Source organism: Rhodocaloribacter sp. (assembly GCF_056451265.1).
In genome coordinates, this window is the sequence record NZ_JBWOPL010000067.1 from 55,655 (window position 1) to 74,259 (window position 18,605).

At 62.7% G+C, this 18,605-nt stretch carries 13 protein-coding genes; 7 read left to right on the forward strand and 6 right to left on the reverse strand.

All coding sequences use genetic code 11. The features are described 5' to 3' along the window. Positions 1 to 23: 23 nt before the first annotated feature. The 5 genes from AC1HIY_RS11980 to AC1HIY_RS12000 all read right to left on the reverse strand — a co-directional run bounded on the left by AC1HIY_RS11980 (position 24) and on the right by AC1HIY_RS12000 (position 7,415). Positions 24 to 1,547, reverse strand: a complete 1,524-nt coding sequence (locus AC1HIY_RS11980) for an oligosaccharide flippase family protein (protein ID WP_479577007.1) — start codon at positions 1,545 to 1,547, stop codon at positions 24 to 26. Positions 1,548 to 1,740: 193 nt separating this feature from the next. Next, a complete protein-coding gene (locus AC1HIY_RS11985) occupies positions 1,741 to 2,229 on the reverse strand; it encodes a polysaccharide biosynthesis/export family protein (RefSeq protein ID WP_479576975.1) in 489 nt (162 codons plus the stop codon). A gap of 24 nt (positions 2,230 to 2,253) precedes the next feature. Then, entirely contained in the window at positions 2,254 to 4,524 is a 2,271-nt protein-coding gene (locus tag AC1HIY_RS11990) for a GumC family protein (protein WP_479576976.1), read from the reverse strand. 442 nt (positions 4,525 to 4,966) lie between these two features. Next, on the reverse strand, positions 4,967 to 5,611 hold the full coding sequence (locus tag AC1HIY_RS11995) for a sugar transferase (RefSeq protein ID WP_479576977.1): 645 nt from the start codon (positions 5,609 to 5,611) through the stop codon (positions 4,967 to 4,969). A gap of 655 nt (positions 5,612 to 6,266) precedes the next feature. After that, on the reverse strand, positions 6,267 to 7,415 hold the full coding sequence (locus tag AC1HIY_RS12000) for a glycosyltransferase family 4 protein (RefSeq protein WP_479576978.1): 1,149 nt from the start codon (positions 7,413 to 7,415) through the stop codon (positions 6,267 to 6,269). Between the two features lie 126 nt (positions 7,416 to 7,541). On the opposite strand from AC1HIY_RS12000, the gene AC1HIY_RS12005 reads away from it, so the two are divergent. The 7 genes from AC1HIY_RS12005 to purE all read left to right on the forward strand — a co-directional run bounded on the left by AC1HIY_RS12005 (position 7,542) and on the right by purE (position 15,913). Continuing rightward, a complete protein-coding gene (locus AC1HIY_RS12005) occupies positions 7,542 to 8,639 on the forward strand; it encodes a prephenate dehydrogenase/arogenate dehydrogenase family protein (RefSeq protein ID WP_479576979.1) in 1,098 nt (365 codons plus the stop codon). Between the two features lie 193 nt (positions 8,640 to 8,832). Beyond that, a complete protein-coding gene (gene gcvT / locus AC1HIY_RS12010) occupies positions 8,833 to 9,957 on the forward strand; it encodes a glycine cleavage system aminomethyltransferase GcvT (RefSeq protein ID WP_479576980.1) in 1,125 nt (374 codons plus the stop codon). 275 nt (positions 9,958 to 10,232) lie between these two features. After that, a complete protein-coding gene (locus tag AC1HIY_RS12015; RefSeq protein WP_479576981.1) occupies positions 10,233 to 11,024 on the forward strand; it encodes a 2-phosphosulfolactate phosphatase in 792 nt (263 codons plus the stop codon). A 100-nt stretch (positions 11,025 to 11,124) separates the two neighbouring features. Continuing rightward, positions 11,125 to 13,647 (forward strand): FtsK/SpoIIIE family DNA translocase, encoded by a 2,523-nt coding sequence (locus tag AC1HIY_RS12020; RefSeq protein ID WP_479576982.1) that lies wholly within the window; start codon positions 11,125 to 11,127, stop codon positions 13,645 to 13,647. Between the two features lie 51 nt (positions 13,648 to 13,698). Continuing rightward, positions 13,699 to 14,124, forward strand: a complete 426-nt coding sequence (locus AC1HIY_RS12025) for an HIT family protein (protein ID WP_479576983.1) — start codon at positions 13,699 to 13,701, stop codon at positions 14,122 to 14,124. Positions 14,125 to 14,242: 118 nt separating this feature from the next. Continuing rightward, a complete protein-coding gene (gene purK, locus AC1HIY_RS12030; protein WP_479576984.1) occupies positions 14,243 to 15,388 on the forward strand; it encodes a 5-(carboxyamino)imidazole ribonucleotide synthase in 1,146 nt (381 codons plus the stop codon). A gap of 12 nt (positions 15,389 to 15,400) precedes the next feature. Continuing rightward, positions 15,401 to 15,913, forward strand: a complete 513-nt coding sequence (gene purE / locus AC1HIY_RS12035; protein ID WP_479576985.1) for a 5-(carboxyamino)imidazole ribonucleotide mutase — start codon at positions 15,401 to 15,403, stop codon at positions 15,911 to 15,913. A 57-nt stretch (positions 15,914 to 15,970) separates the two neighbouring features. Here purE and AC1HIY_RS12040 read toward each other — a convergent pair whose 3' ends face one another. Continuing rightward, on the reverse strand, positions 15,971 to 18,445 hold the full coding sequence (locus tag AC1HIY_RS12040) for a tetratricopeptide repeat protein (protein ID WP_479576986.1): 2,475 nt from the start codon (positions 18,443 to 18,445) through the stop codon (positions 15,971 to 15,973). Positions 18,446 to 18,605: the final 160 nt, after the last annotated feature.

Below are 18,605 nucleotides of genomic sequence, written 5' to 3' on the forward strand. Positions count from 1 at the left end.
GTGCTCGGGTTCCTTCACGGAGTTCAGGCGACCGGCGTTTCCCGGCTTTTCACGACGCTTCGGCCCCGCACTCTGGCGAGCACCCGGTCTTTCTGGGCCAACACCCGCTTTTTCATCCACTTCGGACCGACGAGCCAGCTGACGCCCAGATAGGCAAGCCCCGTCACAGCCGCGGCCAGGACCGCTTCTCCGACCAGGTTCAGTCCCATCAGGCGCACGCCGTAGCCGGCCACGATGGCCGTCAGGAGCGGAGCGAGCACCCAGGCCGACGGCAGAAAGATCCGGCGGATCGAGCTTCGCCCGAGGCCCCGCGCCAGGATGGGCACGGTCACCACCATGCTGACCACCTCGGCGATGGGCACACCGATGAAGCCGACGGTGAGCACCAGCGCAACGCTCAACCCGACGCTGATCGCCGTGGTAAGCATCGTGACGTACATCACGTATTTGACGCGACCGGTGCCGCTGAGCGCCGTCTTCACGATCCAGCTCACCGCATTCAGGTTGAGCAGGCCGGCATACAGGATGAGCGCCGGCACCGCCGGAAGCCACTTCGCGGTATAGACGAGTTCAACCACCGGATACCCGGCGGCGGCAATCACGGCAAACCACGCCCCGCAAAAGACGAGGAAGTACATCACGTACTGGGACAGGATTCGCTTCACTTCCGGAAGGTTGTCCTGAATGCGGGAGAAGTGCGGGAGCGACACGCGCACCACGTTTTGCACCACCGTGAGCGGTTTGCGCCCGTTGCTGGAGGCCCACATCAAAAAACCAACGGCGTCCGCGCCGATGAGCGAGGCCACGAGCGTGGGCGTGACCCATGTGCGCACGTTGCCCACGACGCGGTGAAGCTGAAACGGCAGCCCGAAACGGAGCATCTCGAGCGCCACTTCGCGATCGAAGTCCAGCCGCACCTTCCACGGCGCGACGATGTAGACGAGGATCGTGCCGAGCAGCCCCCGCATGAGTACGGCGGAAATCAGACTCCACACCCCGAAACCGTATACGGCCATCCCCACGGCCACGATCTGATAACTGAGGCTCTCGACCACTTCCACTACGGCAAGCTTCTCGTATCGAAGGGTGCGCTCCAGTTGTATGGCACTGATCGAGCGCCACGTGTTCAGATAGAGACTGAAGCCCATCGCCCGCACGAGCCAGATCAACGCCGTGGTGTCCTTGGGATAGAAGCTCGCCAGCCACGGCGCGCCGAACCACAGCATGACCACGACCACCGAGACGAGCACCTGCTTCATGGTGAAGCCGATCTGCAAATCTCGGTCACTGATCTCCTTTTTGCGCTGAATCAGCGCCGGCGACATCCCGAAGTCGGCAAACAGCGCCAGAATGTTCACGAGGAACGTCGTGATGCCGAAGAGCCCGAAGTCGGCGGGGTTGAGCACGCGGGCCAGCACGATCCCTCCCAGAAAGGTGAACACCTGGAGGAAGCCCTGACGAACAAGCAACAGCCTGATCCCTTTTCTGGCCTGCTTGTGCACGTCCCGCATGCCTGGCACCCGTGATCTCTTGTTGATGGCCGCCATGCCGTGCGGCACGCCGGGGGTTGATTCATTCAGACGCGCGGCTCTGCCCTATGCGGTCCCGGAAGACCGGAGACGCGCCGTGCGTTTCAGGGAGCGGAGGATGACCGTGCGCGCACGGTCCATGGTGGCCCTCCCCCCCGTGGTGTCGGTATCTCGCGCCCCAAACGACATCGCGATACCATCGAGGCAAACATCAACGGAGGATCCGGTCGCCGATCAAGGCCAGGGTTCCGACCGTGCCGACGATCGTCAATACATCCCTCCAACTGAAGCGCTGACGCACGTACGTTTCCACCTTGATGATGTCGTCGTCCTGAAGCACCGGTTCGGGTTGCCGCAACGCCATCAATTCTTCGATGGGCGCTTCGTACGCCGTCGTCCATCCATCGCCTACCTTGCGGGAGACGCGAACGATGGACCACCGTTTTTCACGGGAATCCCGAACGCGTTCACCCGGACCGCCCGCCAGAAAGAGCAATTCGATGAGGCCGGTTCCGAGCCGCACTTCATACCGTCCGGCAGCGCTCACGTCTCCCCACACGTTCACCTCGATGGACGACTCGCCGGGCTCGACGTGCCGGAAGAAGCTGACGGGCCGCGAGAGGTCTCCGGTCGTCTCCTGGGCCTGGCCCGCGAGCGGGGTGAGCAGCGCAAGCGCGAGAACGGGAAGGAGGCGTTTCAAGTTCATCTCCGGCAAAACTCTCATCTATCCAAACACTTTTTTGATGACGCCGCTCAGCCTTCCTATCGGCTTCCCGTCGTCGTAGCCGTAATAACCGTAGCCGTATCCATAGCCGTACCCGTACCCTCGTCCGGCCTCCCGCACGTCGAAACGGTTCAGCACGACCCCGATCAGGGGTGCGCCCACGTCTTCCATGCTCTCCAGGGTTCTTTCGATGCCAAGCCTGTGTGTTTTGTTGGCGCTGGTGACCAGGATCGCGGCGTCGCACTGGGTGGAGAGCAGCACCGCGTCGGTGGCCCGGAGCACCGGCGGCGAGTCGACGACGATGTAATCGAAGGACTCCCGCAGCTTGAAGAGCAACTCCCGCATCTTTTTCGAACCCATCAACTCGGACGGGTTCGGCACCGCCTTTCCCGCGGGCACCACGTACAGGTTCTCGATGTCGCTGGCGAACTGTTCGATGTCCGGGTCGGCGTCGTCGAAGAGCAGATCGACCAGACCCGGCTCACGTTGAATGCCGAGGAAAACGTGCCCGGAGGCGTTCCGAAGGTCGGCGTCGACGTAGAGCGTCCGCCGCCCGGATCTCGCCATGGTGATGGCGAGATTGAGCGAGGTGACGGTTTTTCCCTCATTCGGCTCCGTGCTCGTGATCAGGATCGACTGAATGAGCGCGTCGGGCCGACTGAACTGGATGTTGGTGTGGATGCCCCGATAGGATTCCGTGATGGGAGAAAGCGGGTTGTATAACGTGATCAGAGACGTGCTGTACTGCTTTCCTTCGATCGTGATCGTCTCCTGATCGCCGAGTTCCGTCTTGATCACCCGGTCGAACTTCGGCACGACTCCGATGAGACTGAGTCCCATGTTCCGGATGTCCTCCGGCTGATGGATGCGATGATCGGCGGCCTGCCGCAAAAAGGCGAGCCCGACGCCGAAGACCAGGCTGACGAGGAAGCCGAGCATAATGTTCTGTGTCGTATTGGGCCGCACCGGGTTGATGGGCACGAGCGCGTCGCGCACGAGTGCTACGTAACCCAGTTCGGATTCCTCTGCCACCTGCGCTTCCTGAAGTTTCTCCAGGAGGAACCCGTACAGCTTCTCCACCGACTGGCTCGCGCGCTCCAGCTTTGCCAGTTGCACCGCCTTGCGCGGGAGATCCTTGAGCCGACCCTCCCGGGCGTGGACCCGCTCCTGGAGCACCTTCAGCTTGGCCTCCAACCCCTGGATGGCGATATTTTTCTTGACGATCTCATCCTTCAGCGTGATGATCCGCTCCAGTCCTTCCCCTCCTACCTTGGCGCTCACGAGCCCGACCGCCAGAATCTCGGCGGTATATTCTTTTGCCCGCTGTTCAAGCTCTCTTTGAAATTCAGCCTTGCGTTGTATGATCTCCAGGAGCTTGGGCTCGGCCGACTCGTTGCCCCGAAGCGAAGGGTTCCGCGCGTAAAACTCTTCCGCCTCCGCGGCCAGAGCAATAATGCGACTCTGCAAGATCGAGATGCGGTTTTCCACGTCGGAAGCGATCCGCCGGGCCAGTCCCGGCGCGACCCGATCAAGCTCTTTCTCCATGGCCGCGAGCGAGGCGCGTTCCAGTTCGAGGTCTACGCGGGCTTCCTCCACTTCGGCATCGATTTGCGAGATTTGCTGAACGAGAAGACTGCTCTCCGTCTCCAGCGCAACGATGCCCTCGTCTTTCTTGAACTGCGCCGTCTGCGTCTCCAGCGAATCCAGCTGCCGCTGCCGTTTCTCGAGCTGACCCTCCAGAAAAACACGCGAAGCCGTAATGCCCTGCCGGCTGGATTCCCGGCTGTAGTTCTTGTATTCCTCGGCATAGAGATTCGCGATCAACGCCGCCTCTTCCGGCAGCGTACTGTTCGCCGTGATGCGGATCATGTCTACTCGTTCCCCCTGCAGCGCGAAAATGACACGCTGCCGGAGCAGCTTCCCTGCGATCTGCTCGGCCGTATTGGGCTCTCCCGCCGCGTTCGACAGGATCGGCAACGGTTCGCCGGATTGCGGGCCCTTGCCGGTCTCGATCAATCTATTGGCCACGCGCCCGGCCAGCCGAAGGGACTGTTTCAGAAATTCCAGCTCGTTGTAAAGCCCACGATCGTCCGTGCCGAACGTGATCACGCTGCTCAAAGCCGAGGACGCCTCCGTATCCACCTTGACAATGCTGAACGTCTCATATTCAGGCGTCACCAACAGCGTGTACGCCGTCACCGCGCCCATGACGAGCACGAAGGAAAACAGGATGATCCACTTGCCCCGCCGGATCGCATTCACAACGTCCATCAGGTTGACCTGGCTTTCCTGCGGAGCTGCCTTATGCGGCAAAGTGTTCCGGGTCCCGGCGCCATTAAGCGGCCTTTCCATAGGTTACCGGCGAGCCTTTAATGAAGAATTCTGACTATTTGACCACACCGTGCCGAGAAGCATCCGTTTAGATCCTGGCTGTGCGAGCGATCAGCACGGCTATTTACACAACCTGTGCCAATATCACAACAGCCAGTGGCGTAGCGGAAGATAAGCATACTGGAATCTTCTGGGATCCTGCGTCCGGCACTGTCGATCCACTACGCGAGGAAGGGGTCGCCGGATCCCGGGAAAGGCCATGGTGGGTAAGAGGAGCCTGCTCAAACAGAGCCCATCCCGGAGCCACATGGCCGGGATCGACTTTAACGGGGAGTTGCGCTGGTCACAGAAGCAACTTCGCCCGGCTGAGGATACGCGCCGGTCAGCTTGCCCCCTCTCCACGCAGGATGACGGGGATCGTCCTCCAGAGCAAACGAACGTCGAGCAGGAGGGACCATTTTTCAACGTATTCGACGTCGAGTTCCAGACGTTCGTAGAAGAGCAGCTTATTGCGGCCGCCGGTCTGCCACAGCCCCGTCAAGCCCGGACGAACGCTCAGGATCGTGCGAGCGCCGCGCCCCCGCATCTTATAGAGTTCACTCGGCATATAGGGCCTTGGACCCACCAGGCTCATCTCTCCTTTGAGCACGTTCCATAGTTGCGGCAACTCATCGATGCTGTACTTCCTGATGACGCGACCAACGGAGGTGATCCGGGGATCGTTCTGCAGCTTGTGAAAACGGGCATACTCTTCCCGCAACTCGGGATCGGCTTCAAGGATCTCCTTGAGCAACACGTCGGCGTCCGCATACATGCTGCGAAATTTGAGCATGGCGAAGCGGCGCTCGCCTTTGCCCACACGAATCTGCTTATACAGCAACGGCCCGCGCGAGTTGAGCTTGATAAACAGCGCTACGATCAATCCTACGGGGAGCAACAATATCAGGCCGAACAGAGCCCCGAGAATGTCGATGGTTCGTTTGAGCACGACCTGCCAGAACTTCAACTGAGCGCCCCAGAGTGCCATAGACGGCCTTTTGACTCGGGGTGTAGCCGCGCTCTTAAAACTCTGCGTAGGACGAACGATGGAATCCGACTCTTGCGTGATAGCCTCCATTTGAGCAATATAGGGGGTTGACTATGAATGCATGCGGAGATCAGGGAAGGATGCTGTCGAAAGGCTTGGTTCTTCCGTAATTATGGCCCACAACATTTCCGGCTCCCTGGAGCCGATCTCTCCCCGGCGGCTTTGCCCAGAATGATTTCAGGTTGACTCAGCCCTGAATATCGATCAAAGGGACGGCTGCACACAGGCGTTTTGAGATCAGATCGGCAATTGTATTACAAGATGGCAAAAGATCGCAGTTCACTCTGTGCTTAAAAAGCGGAACTTCCGCAGACACGGAGATGATAGTGGTCTATCGGACAAAGCTCTTCACTTCTTAAATCCATCTCTCCAAGAGGTGAACACAGAGAGTGACTGCGAGATAAGGGTTCGCGCAGGCTCGGCTGCGCGCGTGGCATGAATATTAGAAGAGCGTTTTCATACGTAACACGCTCCCCTCTTGTAATCAAGATACGGAAAAGATCGATTCTTTCACAAAAGTGTCACAAAAATAATTCAGCTCGGATAAACGGGCTCGGATAAACCGCCCTTACGTCCCTCTCAACGTTTGAGCCCGTCAACCATTCGAGGTCGAGGTGGCTTTCGTACGGCGCTCGCGCTCAAAAGCAGTCCATTCCTTTTCCACGATGGCGGCCATCTCCGCCCGAAACCGCGCCTGAGAGAAGCCTTCGGCATGTCTACGGATACGTTCGGGAGAGAACACATGAGCGTTCGCTTCCAGTGTCTGAACCGCTTCGATGAGCGCGGGCACGGTCTGTTCCTCGAAAAACAGGCCCGTTTCGCCGGGAAGGACCGTCTCGGTGGCTCCGCCCCGCCCGAAAGCGATCACCGGCGTGCCGCAGGCCTGCGCTTCCACGGGCACGATGCCGAAATCCTCTTCGGCGGCGAAAACGAATGCCCGCGCGCGCGCCATGTGCCGCTTGACGACTTCAAACGGTTGGTAGCCCATCAACGCGACGTTCGGACCGGCTTTGCTCCGAATTTTCTCGAACTCCGGCCCTTCTCCGATCACGACGAGCTGCTTGTCGGGCATGCGGCTGAAAGCCTCCACGATGAGATCGATCTTTTTGTATGGAACCATGCGTGAGACCGTGAAATAGTAGTCCTCTTTCTGCGTCTCGAGCGCAAAGCCTTCCGTATCCACGGGCGGATACACGACGTGAGCCTCGCGCCGGTAGATCTTCCGGATACGCCGGGCCACGTAGTTCGAGTTGGCCACGTACACGTCCACCCGGTTGGCCGTGGCCACATCGTAGAGGCGCAGATAATGGAGCATCATTTTGACGAACTTCGCCCGCAGTCCCTTCTCCAAATTCGCCTCCCGGAGATATTGGAAATAGAGATCCCAGGCATATCGAACCGGCGTGCATACATAGCTGATATGCAACTGCTGTGCGCTCGTCAGCACGCCCTTGGCGACCCCGTAGCTCTGAGAAACGACGACATCATAGCCCGTCAGGTCAAACTGTTCGATGGCCATGGGCAGAAACGGGAGGTAATACCGATATTTACTCCTCGCGAAAGGCATCTTCTGAATAAAAGACGTCGTCACCGGCTTGCCCTGAAGGAAGTGGCGTTGATCGTCCGGCAGAAAGTCGAAGAGGCTGAACAAGTCGGCCTCCGGATAGACGTGAATCAGTTGTTCCAGCACGCGTTCGGCCCCACCATAGACGGGCAGCCATTCGTGCACGATGGCCGTGCGCATAGTACCTTGCCTCTGTGAAGATGCCCGGACCCGAACACCTTTCCCGTTTGATTTCTTCGGCGTCAAGTTCAGCAACCTAATGGATATCGTCTTTCAATCACAAGCCTAAATGACGGAAGTGCTCATATGATTCAACGCATCGCCCTTCTGGGCGTGGGACTCATCGGCGGCTCGCTCGGGCTGGCCTGGAAGAGAAACCGCCCCGACCTTCACATCACCGGCTTCGACGCCCCGGACGTGCTTGACCGAGCCTCCATGCTCGGGATCGTGGACGAGAAGGCCGCCACGGCCCGACACGCCGTGATGGGAGCGGATCTCGTGGTGCTCGCGGCGCCCATCGGCGCCAACCTCCGACTGCTCGAAGAGGCGGGGCCACACGTGCGTCCCGGCGCCCTCATCACGGACGTCGGTTCGGTCAAGAAGCCCATCATGGAACACGCCCGCCTCTTCGTCGAACCGGAGAACCTGTTCGTCGGCGGCCATCCGATGGCGGGCGCCGAGCACAGCGGCGTCGAACATGCCGACGCGCTGCTCTTCGAGAACGCGACGTACGTGCTCTGTCCGCCCGATGAAGAACCCGACCGGGAAGCGCTCGGCGAACTGATCCGCCTCATCGAAGCAACGGGCGCTCGCGTCCTTCTGCTCGACGCCGAGCGTCACGACCGCATCGCCGCCGTCGTGAGCCACCTGCCGCAACTCCTCGCCGTTGCCCTGATGAACCAGGCCGCCGAAGAACAGGCCCACGACGAAGCCTTCCTCCACCTTGCCGCCGGAGGCTTCCGCGACATGACCCGCATTGCCTCCTCTCCCTTCCGGCTATGGCGGGACATCCTTCTCGCCAACGAGGGCGACATCCTCGACGCGCTCGGACGCTTTACGAGCCTCCTGCGCACCCTGCGCAACCGGCTCATCGAAGAAGACCTCGATGCGCTCGAAGATGCCTTCGAACGCGCCCGAACCCTCCGCGAGACTATCCCGCGCGACACGAAGGGCTTCCTTCATCCCCTCGCCGACGTGTACGTGTACGTCGAGGATCAGCCCGGCGCGCTCTTCGGCATCACCCGCGCGCTCTTCAACGCCGAAATCAGCATCAAAGACATCGAACTGCTCAAGATCCGCGAGGGCACGGGCGGCACCTTCCGCCTCGGCTTCACCGACGAGACGGCGGCCGAGGCGGCGCGGGAGGCGCTCGAGCGAGCAGGCTACCGGGCGCATCGCCTCTGAGGCGCCGTCTCCCGGAAACCCGGCGCTATATGAACGCCTTTCGAAAAAAAGCTCCCGGACGGCATTCTCCACCGCCGCCGCCGCCGGTTCCGTTGACACTCCATCCGATCCGGTGTATCATGAAAAATCCGGGGCCGCGGCGCGCATGCGCAGGGCGGACGACCTTTTCCGACGATCCCAAACGGTGACCGACATGGCAGTTTCGGAAACGCTCAAAAAAACACCCCTCCACGACGTTCACGTGGCCCTCGGCGCGCGCATGGTCCCCTTTGCCGGCTTCGACATGCCCGTGCAATACTCCGGCATCATCGACGAGCACATGGCCGTCCGCACCGCGGCGGGGCTCTTCGACGTCAGCCACATGGGCGAGGTTTATGCTCGCGGGCCGCACGCCTTCGACTTCGTGCAAAACCTCGTCACGAACGACGCTGCGCGCCTCACCGACGGGCGCGCCATGTACACGGTCATGTGCCGACCCGACGGCGGCATCGTCGATGACCTCCTCGTCTACCGGATAAACGCCGAGGAGTACATGCTCGTCATCAACGCCTCGAACATCGAGGGGGATTTCGCGTGGATGCAGGCCCACAATCCCATGGGGGCGGAACTCACGAACGTCTCCGATGAGATCGCGCTCCTCGCCATTCAGGGACCGGAGGCCTTCGGGATCGTGCAATCGCTCGTCGGCGACGCGCTCGACCTCGACGCGATCAAGTTTTACCACTTCGTTCCGATGGCGCCGGGCGCTTTCCTCGGCTGTTCGTGGGCGATTCTCTCGCACACCGGCTATACGGGGGAGCGCGGCCTGGAGATTTATTGCAAAGCCGGAGACGCCGTCCGGGTATGGGAGGCGCTCATGGAAGCCGGTCGCGCGCGCGGTCTCAAGCCCGCCGGTCTCGGCGCACGCGACACGCTCCGCCTCGAAGCAGGGTACTGCCTCTACGGGAACGACATCACCGAAGAGACCAACCCGCTCGAAGCCGGACTTGGGTGGCTGGTGAAATTCGACAAAGGCGATTTCATCGGGCGCGATGCGCTCCTGAAGGTGAAGGAGGAGGGGCCCGCGCGAAAGCTCGTCGGCTTCGTCGTCGAGGGGCGCGGGCTGCCCCGGCACGGCTACCCCATCCTCGACGCCGAAGGCGCGGAGATCGGCGTCGTCACAAGCGGCACGCAATCGCCCGTCCTCGGCACGGGCGTCGGCCTCGGATACGTCCCGAACGATCCCGCCTTCACCCGTCCCGGCACGCGCCTGGCGATGGCCGTGCGAAACCGCACCCTTCCGGCGACCGTGACGAAACCGCCTTTTCACAAAAAATAGCTCCGGACCCGGAGCAATCTATATCCTCCGGGTGTACCTTTACGCGAGAAGTCAAAACGGGGTCTTCTTTTCCATGCCCCAGTATTGATGCCCCGGGCATACTGTTTATTTTTTCACCCACAATGTGTCGACCGAACCCTTCCTTTCCCGGCATCCGGACGTTCCCGGTTGAACGAAGCGGTTGACGGGATGTGCTGCCCGCCGGTCGCGCTCACCCAGTCTCTTCGAAGCAATACGGAATCATAGTCTTCGAAGCTTATCCTTGAGTTTTCGGAATGAAAATCGAAGTTTTTTTGACGGGACAGACCCTCACCGATGAAGACGTCAGGGGGTATACCGTCGTCGTGATCGACGTGCTTCGCACCAGTTCGACGATAGCCACGGCGCTGAGCAACGGCGCGCGGGCGGTGGTGCCGGTGGCGGACATGGCCGAGGCGGGCAAGATCGCCGCCAATCTCGACCAGGCGAGCTTTCTGATGGGCGGCGAGCGCGGCGGCAAAAAGATCGAGGGGTATCATCTGGGCAACTCCCCCCTCGAATACGACCGGGCGACCGTCGAAGGCAAGACGATCATCCTGAACACGACCAATGGCACGAGCGCGATCCTCCACGCGCGGGAGGCGGAGCACCTCGTCGTGGGCAGTTTCCTGAATGCGGGCCGCGTCGTCGATTTTGCGCGGGAGATGGGGCGGGACGTGGCGCTCGTGTGCGCCGGATGGCGCAACCGTATCTCGCTCGAGGACACGCTCTGCGCCGGTCTGATGCTGCATCGCCTCTGGGAGGGGCGGGAGCCTGCCGCCGTCTCGGACTCGGCGCACATTGCCTTCACCCTCTTCCAGAACGACGGCGGCAACCTCCACGAAGCCATCGAGCATTGCAATCACGCCCAGCGTCTCTCGGAGATCGGCTTGCACGCCGACCTCAACTATTGCACCCGCGTGGACGCATTGCCCGTCCTCCCCTGCTTCGACGACAGCCGCCTCGTGCTCTATCCCCCTCCCGGCCAGGACCGGCCCGGCTCGACCCGGCCCACACCTGTCGAGCGGGCGACTCCAAACGCCGCCTGAATCGAACGGGCGCCGGATCGCCTCACCCGCCTCCCTCCGGCGCCTGAGGGTTCTCCCGCAAAAATCTGGATTCACCGCCTGTGCTGTCGTAGTTTAAAGCATGGCTAAAACGGCGCGTAAAAAGAAGAAAGGGCACGCCTCCGGCAAGCAGCCCCGGCCGGCGCTCGTGTCGCCGCAACGAAAGAAGGAAGTACTGGGCCTGATCTTGATGGTGCTGGCGCTTCTGCTCACGCTCGCGGTCGTCACCTACAGCCCGGCGGACGATGCCGTGGCGCGACAGTTCTCGCTCGACGCGCTCCTCAATCCCGGCGACAACCGGGCCGAGAACGCGCTCGGACTCATCGGCGCGGCCATCGCCCGGCTCCTCGTGCCGCGCGCGATCGGCTATTCGGCACTCATCTTCCCCGCCCTCCTTTTCGCGTGGGGGTACGTCTTCTTCCGCAACCGCACGCCGGTCTACCTTCCGCTGCTGACGATCCTCCTCAGCGTGAGCGCCTTCATCCTCTCGGCCCTCTTCGGCTGGTTCGGCCTGACGTTGGAAGTGGACCTGCTGAACTGGAGCGGGGCCTGGGGCCTCGGCGCAGCAGGGTGGATGCAACGCCTCTTCGGCGCCGCCGGCTCGCTCATCCTGACGCTCCTCACACTCGTCGTGACCGTCCTCCTGGTGGTCGACCACGACATCCAGCGCTCGATCGACCGGGTCGAGGAGTTTGTCAAGACCTCGCGGGAGCGTCTGAAAACGTGGCGGGACGGCAAGCGCGGACAGCGCGCCGAACGACGAGCCGAGCGGCAACGCGTGCTCGAAGAACGCCGCGCCGAACGGGCACGCGCCGAAGCGGAGCGCGCCCGGAAGAAACCGGCCGAGCCCTCCCGACAGGCAAAATCTCCCCGACAGGCCGAGCCCTCCCGACCGACTCGATCGGCAAGCCGTACGCCGGAACGGCCCGTCCTGCCCACCGCATCCCCCCGAGCCCCCATCCCGGAGCCCGTGACGCCGGAGCCCGAGGCGCGGTCCGCCCCGCCGCCCCGGCCCCCCGCGCCCGCCGAACCTGCCGAGCCGCCGCAACTCGAACTGAAGGTGCGCGCCCGCATCGAGGAAGAGAAAACCGACGCGCTCGACGTCAAGGTCGACGCCGCGCTCGAAGAAGCGCCCTACGAGATGCCGTCGCTCGACCTCCTCGACGACGCTGACGAAAGCGACGTCCGGATCGACTATGACGAGCTCGAAGGGAACAAGCAGATTCTCCTCGACAAGCTTGCCACGTACAACATCGAGATCACCGACATCAACGCCATCGTCGGCCCCACGGTGACGTTGTACGAACTCACGCCCGCTTCCGGCGTCAAGATCAGCCGCATCACGGCGCTCGAAGACGACCTCGCCATGGCGATGGCCGCGCGCGGCATTCGCATGATCGCCCCCATCCCCGGCAAGACGGCCATCGGCGTCGAAATCCCGAACCATCGCCGCGAGCTCGTCCGCATCCGCGACGTCATCGGCACCGCCCGTTTCCGAGACACCGACTACGAACTTCCCCTCATCATCGGCAAGACCATCGAGGGTGAGGTCTACATTCAGGACCTCACGAAGATGCCGCACGTGCTCATCGCCGGAGCGACGGGCTCGGGCAAGTCGGTGGGGGTCAATGCCTTCATCACGGGATTGCTCTACGCCTGTCCGCCGTCGATGCTCAAGTTCGTGATGATCGATCCGAAAAAGATCGAGCTTCAGCCGTACGCCCGCATCATGGACCACTTCGCCGCGATGCCGCCCGGCGTGGACGAACCGATCATCACCGATTTCTCGCAGGCGCTGAGCACGCTCAAGAGCTGTGAGAAAGAGATGGAATTGCGGTACGACCATCTCTCGAAAGCACGCGTGCGCAGCCTTGCCGAATACAACAAACGCCTCCGGGAGGGCCGCCTGTCTTCCGAGGACGGCCATCGCCCGCTCCCGTACATCGTCGTGGTCGTGGATGAACTGGCCGACCTCATGATGACGGCAGGGAAAGACATCGAGGGACCGATTGCCCGCCTCGCACAGATGGCCCGCGCCGTGGGCATCCACCTCATCCTTGCCACCCAACGCCCGTCGGTGGACGTGATCACGGGGCTGATCAAGGCCAACTTCCCCGCGCGCATCGCCTTCAAGGTGGCCACGAAGATCGACTCGCGCACCATTATCGACCGGAACGGAGCAGAAGGGCTGGTCGGGAACGGCGACTTGCTCTTCATGCTCGGCAGCCGCCTGATGCGCCTCCAGGGGCCGTTCGTCTCGATGGAAGAAGTGGACCGGCTGACCCATTTCATCGGCGAACAGCCCGGCAGCGGGCCCTACCTCCTTCCCGACCTCGAAGAGAGTCCCGAAGCCCCGGGCATGACGACCAGCGCCGAAGAGCGCGATGAGCTTTTCGACGAGGCGGCGCGCATCATCGTGCGGAGCGGGCAGGGCTCGGTCTCGCTGCTCCAGCGGAAGCTCTCCGTCGGGTACTCCCGGGCCGCCCGCATCGTGGATCAACTCGAAGACGCGGGCATCGTGGGGCCGTTCGAAGGCTCGAAAGCCCGGCAGGTCCTCGTAGACGATGAGTTTCAACTCGACGAGTTGCTCAAGTCAAAGCCCTGATCCAGATACCCGGAGACGGGCCGTTGCCCCCCAACCAACCGGCTCTTTCCGATGACCGACTGTCCTTTTTGCGCCATTATCGCGGGACGGCTCCCGGCCAGCATCGTACACCGGGACGACGTGTGCACCGCTTTCCTGGACATCCGCCCCGTCAATCCCGGCCACACGCTCGTCGTGCCGAACGCGCACGCGGCGCACCTCGCCGACGTGCCGCCGGAGACGGGCGGTCCGCTCTTTCGCACGGCGCAGCGTGTCGCCGCCGCGCTCCGGACCTCGGGCGTGCGCTGTGAAGGCGTCAACTTCTGGCTGGCCGACGGCGAAGCGGCCGGGCAGGAGGTGATGCACGTACACCTCCACGTCGTCCCCCGTTACCGGGGCGACGGCTTCGGGATCAGACCCGGCCCCACCTATGGCCACACGCCTTCCCGCGAAACACTCGATGCCCTCGCCGAACGCATCCGCGCCGGGCTCGGGTAAACCACCCGGGCATCTCTTCACCTAAACTTGGCGCTTCTGTCCGCATGACGTTCCCCGGCCTTCGGCAAGATCCCGTACTTTTCCGGCCGAACGTTTCGATGAACAATCCCTCCCGAACATGCCAGGCTCCCCCGACGCTTTCCCCACCATCGGCATCCTCGGCGGCGGTCAGCTGGGCCGCATGACGGCGATGGCCGCGATCCGCCTCGGGATGCGCGTGCGTTTCCTCGCCCCGAAGCCCGCCGGCCCCATGGAAGGGCTCGGAGAAACGATCGTCGCCGACTGGACCGACCCGGAGGTGTTGCTCGACTTTGCCGCCCCGTGCGACGTGGTCACCGTCGAGAGCGAATGGGCGCCCGCCGAGCGCATCCCTCCGCTCGCGCTCGAAGAGGTAGGCGTCTGGCCCGACCCGGCTACGCTCCACGTCATCCGCGACAAGGGGCTCCAGAAAGCCACCCTCTCCGAGGCCGGGTTGCCCGTGCCGGACTTCGCCCTCTGCGCCACCCGCGACGACGCCTTCGAGGCCGCCGAGCGTTTCGGTTATCCCGTCGTGCTCAAACGGTTTCGCGGCTCCTATGACGGCTACGGTAACGCCACGGCCGCCAACGCCGAGGAGCTGTCCGCCGGATGGGAACGTCTCGCCGAAGACGACGGCCTGCTCGTCGAGGCGTGGGCCCCTTTCGTGCGCGAGCTTGCCGTGCTCGTGGCGCGTCGCCCCGACGGTGAACACGTGACCTATCCGGTGACGTTCACCGAACAAAGGGATCACCGATGCCATGCCGTAGTCGTGCCGGCGGGCATCGAGGAGGCGGTGGCCGAGCGGGCGCGGCGCGTGGCCCTCCGCGCCGTGGAGACGGTCGGCGGTGTGGGGATCACGGCGGTCGAGCTGTTCGAGATGCCGGACGGACGCGTGCTCATCAACGAGCTGGCTCCCCGCCCGCACAATACGGGGCATTACACCATCGAGGCGTGCCACACGTCGCAGTTCGAGAACCACGTGCGGGCCGTCCTCGGCTGGCCGCTCGGCGATCCGTCGCTCCGCGTGCCGGCAGCGGCGATGATCAACGTGATCGGGCGGCGCACCGGCGAGGCGACTCCCCGCGGGCTGACCGAAGCGCTCGCCGTCCCCGGCGTCTCGGTGCATCTGTACGGCAAACGCGAGGTGCGTCCGGGTCGGAAGATGGGGCACGTCACCGCCACGGGCACGAACGCCGTCGAGACTCGTTTCCGCGCCGAGCGCGCCGCCGAACTCATCCACCTTTGATCCGAAGGAGCCATGACCCATTCCCCCACTCCCCTCGTTGGCCTTGCGATGGGCAGCGAATCCGACTGGCCCGTCATGAAGGAGGCGGCGGCCGTTTTGAAGATCTTCGGCGTGCCTTTCGAGGTGCGCGTGCTCTCGGCTCACCGGACGCCCGCGATCATGCAGGCTTATGCCGAGGCGGCGCACGAGCGGGGGCTCCGGGTGCTCATCGGCGGCGCCGGCGGCGCGGCGCACCTGCCCGGCATGCTTGCCGCAAGCACCCCGCTGCCGGTCATCGGCGTGCCCGTACCCACGCGCAACCTGAAAGGGATGGACTCGCTCCTGTCGGTCGTTCAGATGCCGGGCGGCGTCCCCGTCGCGACGGTCGCCATCGGCGGGGCCAAGAACGCGGGGCTGCTCGCCGTTCAGATCCTCGCCGTCGCCGACCCCGCCCTCCGGGCCGAAGTGATCCGGTACAAGGCCGCGCTCATCGAGCAAGTGACCGGCATGGACGACCGCGTGCGCGCGATGGCCGATGAACTCTGAGCGCCGGGGCGCTCGACGTTTGCGCATGGGAACGGACAGGCGCGCGAACGCCAGGGCTCATTCGAGATACAGATCCTCCTCCCGCACCACGTCTTTGCCGGCGTTGAGGTCGCGCACCTTCAGGCGGAGCGTGTACAGACGGTCCGGGAGCTGATTGGCGGCGTCGAGGATGAGATACCGGCCTTCGTCCGACGACGTGCCCTCCCCGGGAAGACTCACCGACACGCCTTTCTTACCGCCGCCGAAGATCCCCTTCACCAGTTTCCCGATTCCCTTCGCATCATCCTTCGGGACCAGAACCGCTTCGATCTCGTAGTTCGTCCTCCCTTCCGCATCCCGGCGAAGGTTGTAGATTTCGAAATACAGATAGATGGGTTGTTCGTGTGAGAACACGCTCCACGGGGCGGGCTGGATCGTCAGGCCGTCGCGCACGAACTCTGCCGCCGTGTGCGGCTTGCCGTCCTCCGATTCCTCGATGCGATAGGCCAGCAAAAGATCGCTGAGCGCCAGATCCCCGGTCGAGAAATCCGGGACGGTTACCTTTCGGCGTTGCACGGCCACCGTCCCGCCGCTGGCCGTCTCGAACTCCACCGAGACCTCATGCTCGCCCGGCGGCGCTTGAAGCCGCTGGGAATCGACCCAGAGGCTCGTCTCCGAAAAGTCGACGATCTGATCCGTGCGCAGGCCATAGATCGTGCGGCGTCGTTCGGCGAGCATGTCTCGGTTCTCGCTCACGAGAAACGTCCCCGTGTTCGCCGTGATCTTGATCACCTCCTCATTCCGGTCATAGCCGTTGATCGGGATGCCGAAGTTGACGTAGAGATCCGTCTTGCCGTCCTCGCCCTTGAAGGACGAGACGAGGTACGGGATCTCCACGACACGGCCCGGAGGTTTGAACTCGAAGCGCTCGGGCGTGCGGCGGAAGGTCTCCCGCGCGATGATCGTATAGTCGTTGAGCGAAGCGATGGTGCCTCCGGCGATCTCCGACGCCTTCGGGCTGTAGAGACGAAACTCACCGTTCCGGAACGGATCCTCGAAAACGAACCGGAAGTCTCCGTAGTCCCAGATGTTGAGCGTATTGGCCTCCTCGGCGATGTCGAAATCGCTCTCGAACTTGCCGAGGAGCCGCGTGGGTACGTTCTGAGCGTCGCTGTTGGGGTCGGCCGCCAGCACGGCGTCGGGATCCGGGGCCGTGGCGGCGATCGGGTCGAACCCCCGCTGTGAGGATCGCCCCTGGTGCGGCATGATGGTAACCTCCACGTTCGGGGGCCCATACCGCACGAGGATGTGGCCGCGCTCGGTGTCCCAACCATGCAGGTTCAGTTTCGGCGAGCCGTAGAGCAGATCTGCGTACGTGAGACGGGCATAGTGCTCCAGCTTCCGTTCGTTGTACGGCGTAAGATACCGCGGATCCTTGCTCGTCCAGAAGCGAGAGGCGTACGTGACGGGGTCTTCCCTGTACCGCTTCCGCTCGTCTTCCGGAAGAATCTCGTCGAGTCTGGTATAGGCGTCGGCCTCCTCGGGCGTCATGTATTTGAAGGCTGTCTCGAAGGCTTTGACTGCCGCCCGCAGATTGCCCACCCGATAATGCGCCAGCCCGAGATACGTCCACAGCCCGGGATCCTCGGGAAAATAGACGTACATCTGCTGAAGCATCTCAAGAGCGGCTTCATACTCCCCTTTCAATGCAAAAATGCGCATCATGTCGTCATACACCACGCGTTTGCGCGGATCGCTTTCGAGCGCTTTGCGAAGGTGCCCGATGGCCCGGTCATAGGCTTTTTGCGCGCGCGCGCTCAGGTCCTGCACCGGCACCCCTTGGTCTCGAAGCGCCTCGACGTCAAATTCGTCGGCGAGGAACACGAGGTTGGGATTATCGATGAGGCCCAGCGGTTCTTGCCCGCTCTCGACGATGTCGAGCTGGCTGCCGCCGGAGGTAGGATCGAACTGAACGACCTCGGACTGAAAGCCCAGCAGGGGATCACTGCCGAAGGGGTCCTTGCCGCTATAATGCCTGAAAACGTAGGTCGGATACATGAACGCATTGCGGTACCGCCAGAAGTCGGCGATGTACGCCCGGCCGAGTTCCTCGTGTGCAAACGCATTGGTCGAGTCGAGCTTGAGGATCTGTATGGCCAGTTTCCGGCGCTTCTCTTCCCGAATCTTATCGACGATGAAGTTCCACGAGTCCACGCGCAACTGTTCGAGGCGGGCCACCATGTATTTCACGTTGTCCGGCTCGATCTTCAGCGCCTCGTCGAGCAGTTTGCCGGCTTTTTTGACGTCTCGGAGGGGGGTCTCGAAGTACACACGGGCCAGCAGGAAATAGGCCTCGGCATTCTGCGGATCGGCTTCTATGGCCTGCTCGAGCGCCTCGGCGGCCTCGGCGTAATGCCCCTCCCGGAAGGCCAGGATGCCCGTCTCCATCGGGTCGGCGTCCTGCGCCCACGCCGTCGGCTGCGTCATCCATAACCCGACCGGGACGAGGATGATCATCAACAGGCGTCGCATCAGGTAATCGATCTCGTTCATTCGCTCGGATCTCCGGCTATTCTCACGTTGGATGGGTCTCAGGGTAGGCATTTCGTCTCAACGGCAAAAGGCAAAACATCTCCCCGCCTCCCACGGGTCCAATCCGGTCCTCACCGTCACGCGCTCCGCCCCCGAAGGGCTGCCCGAAAACGCTGCGAAG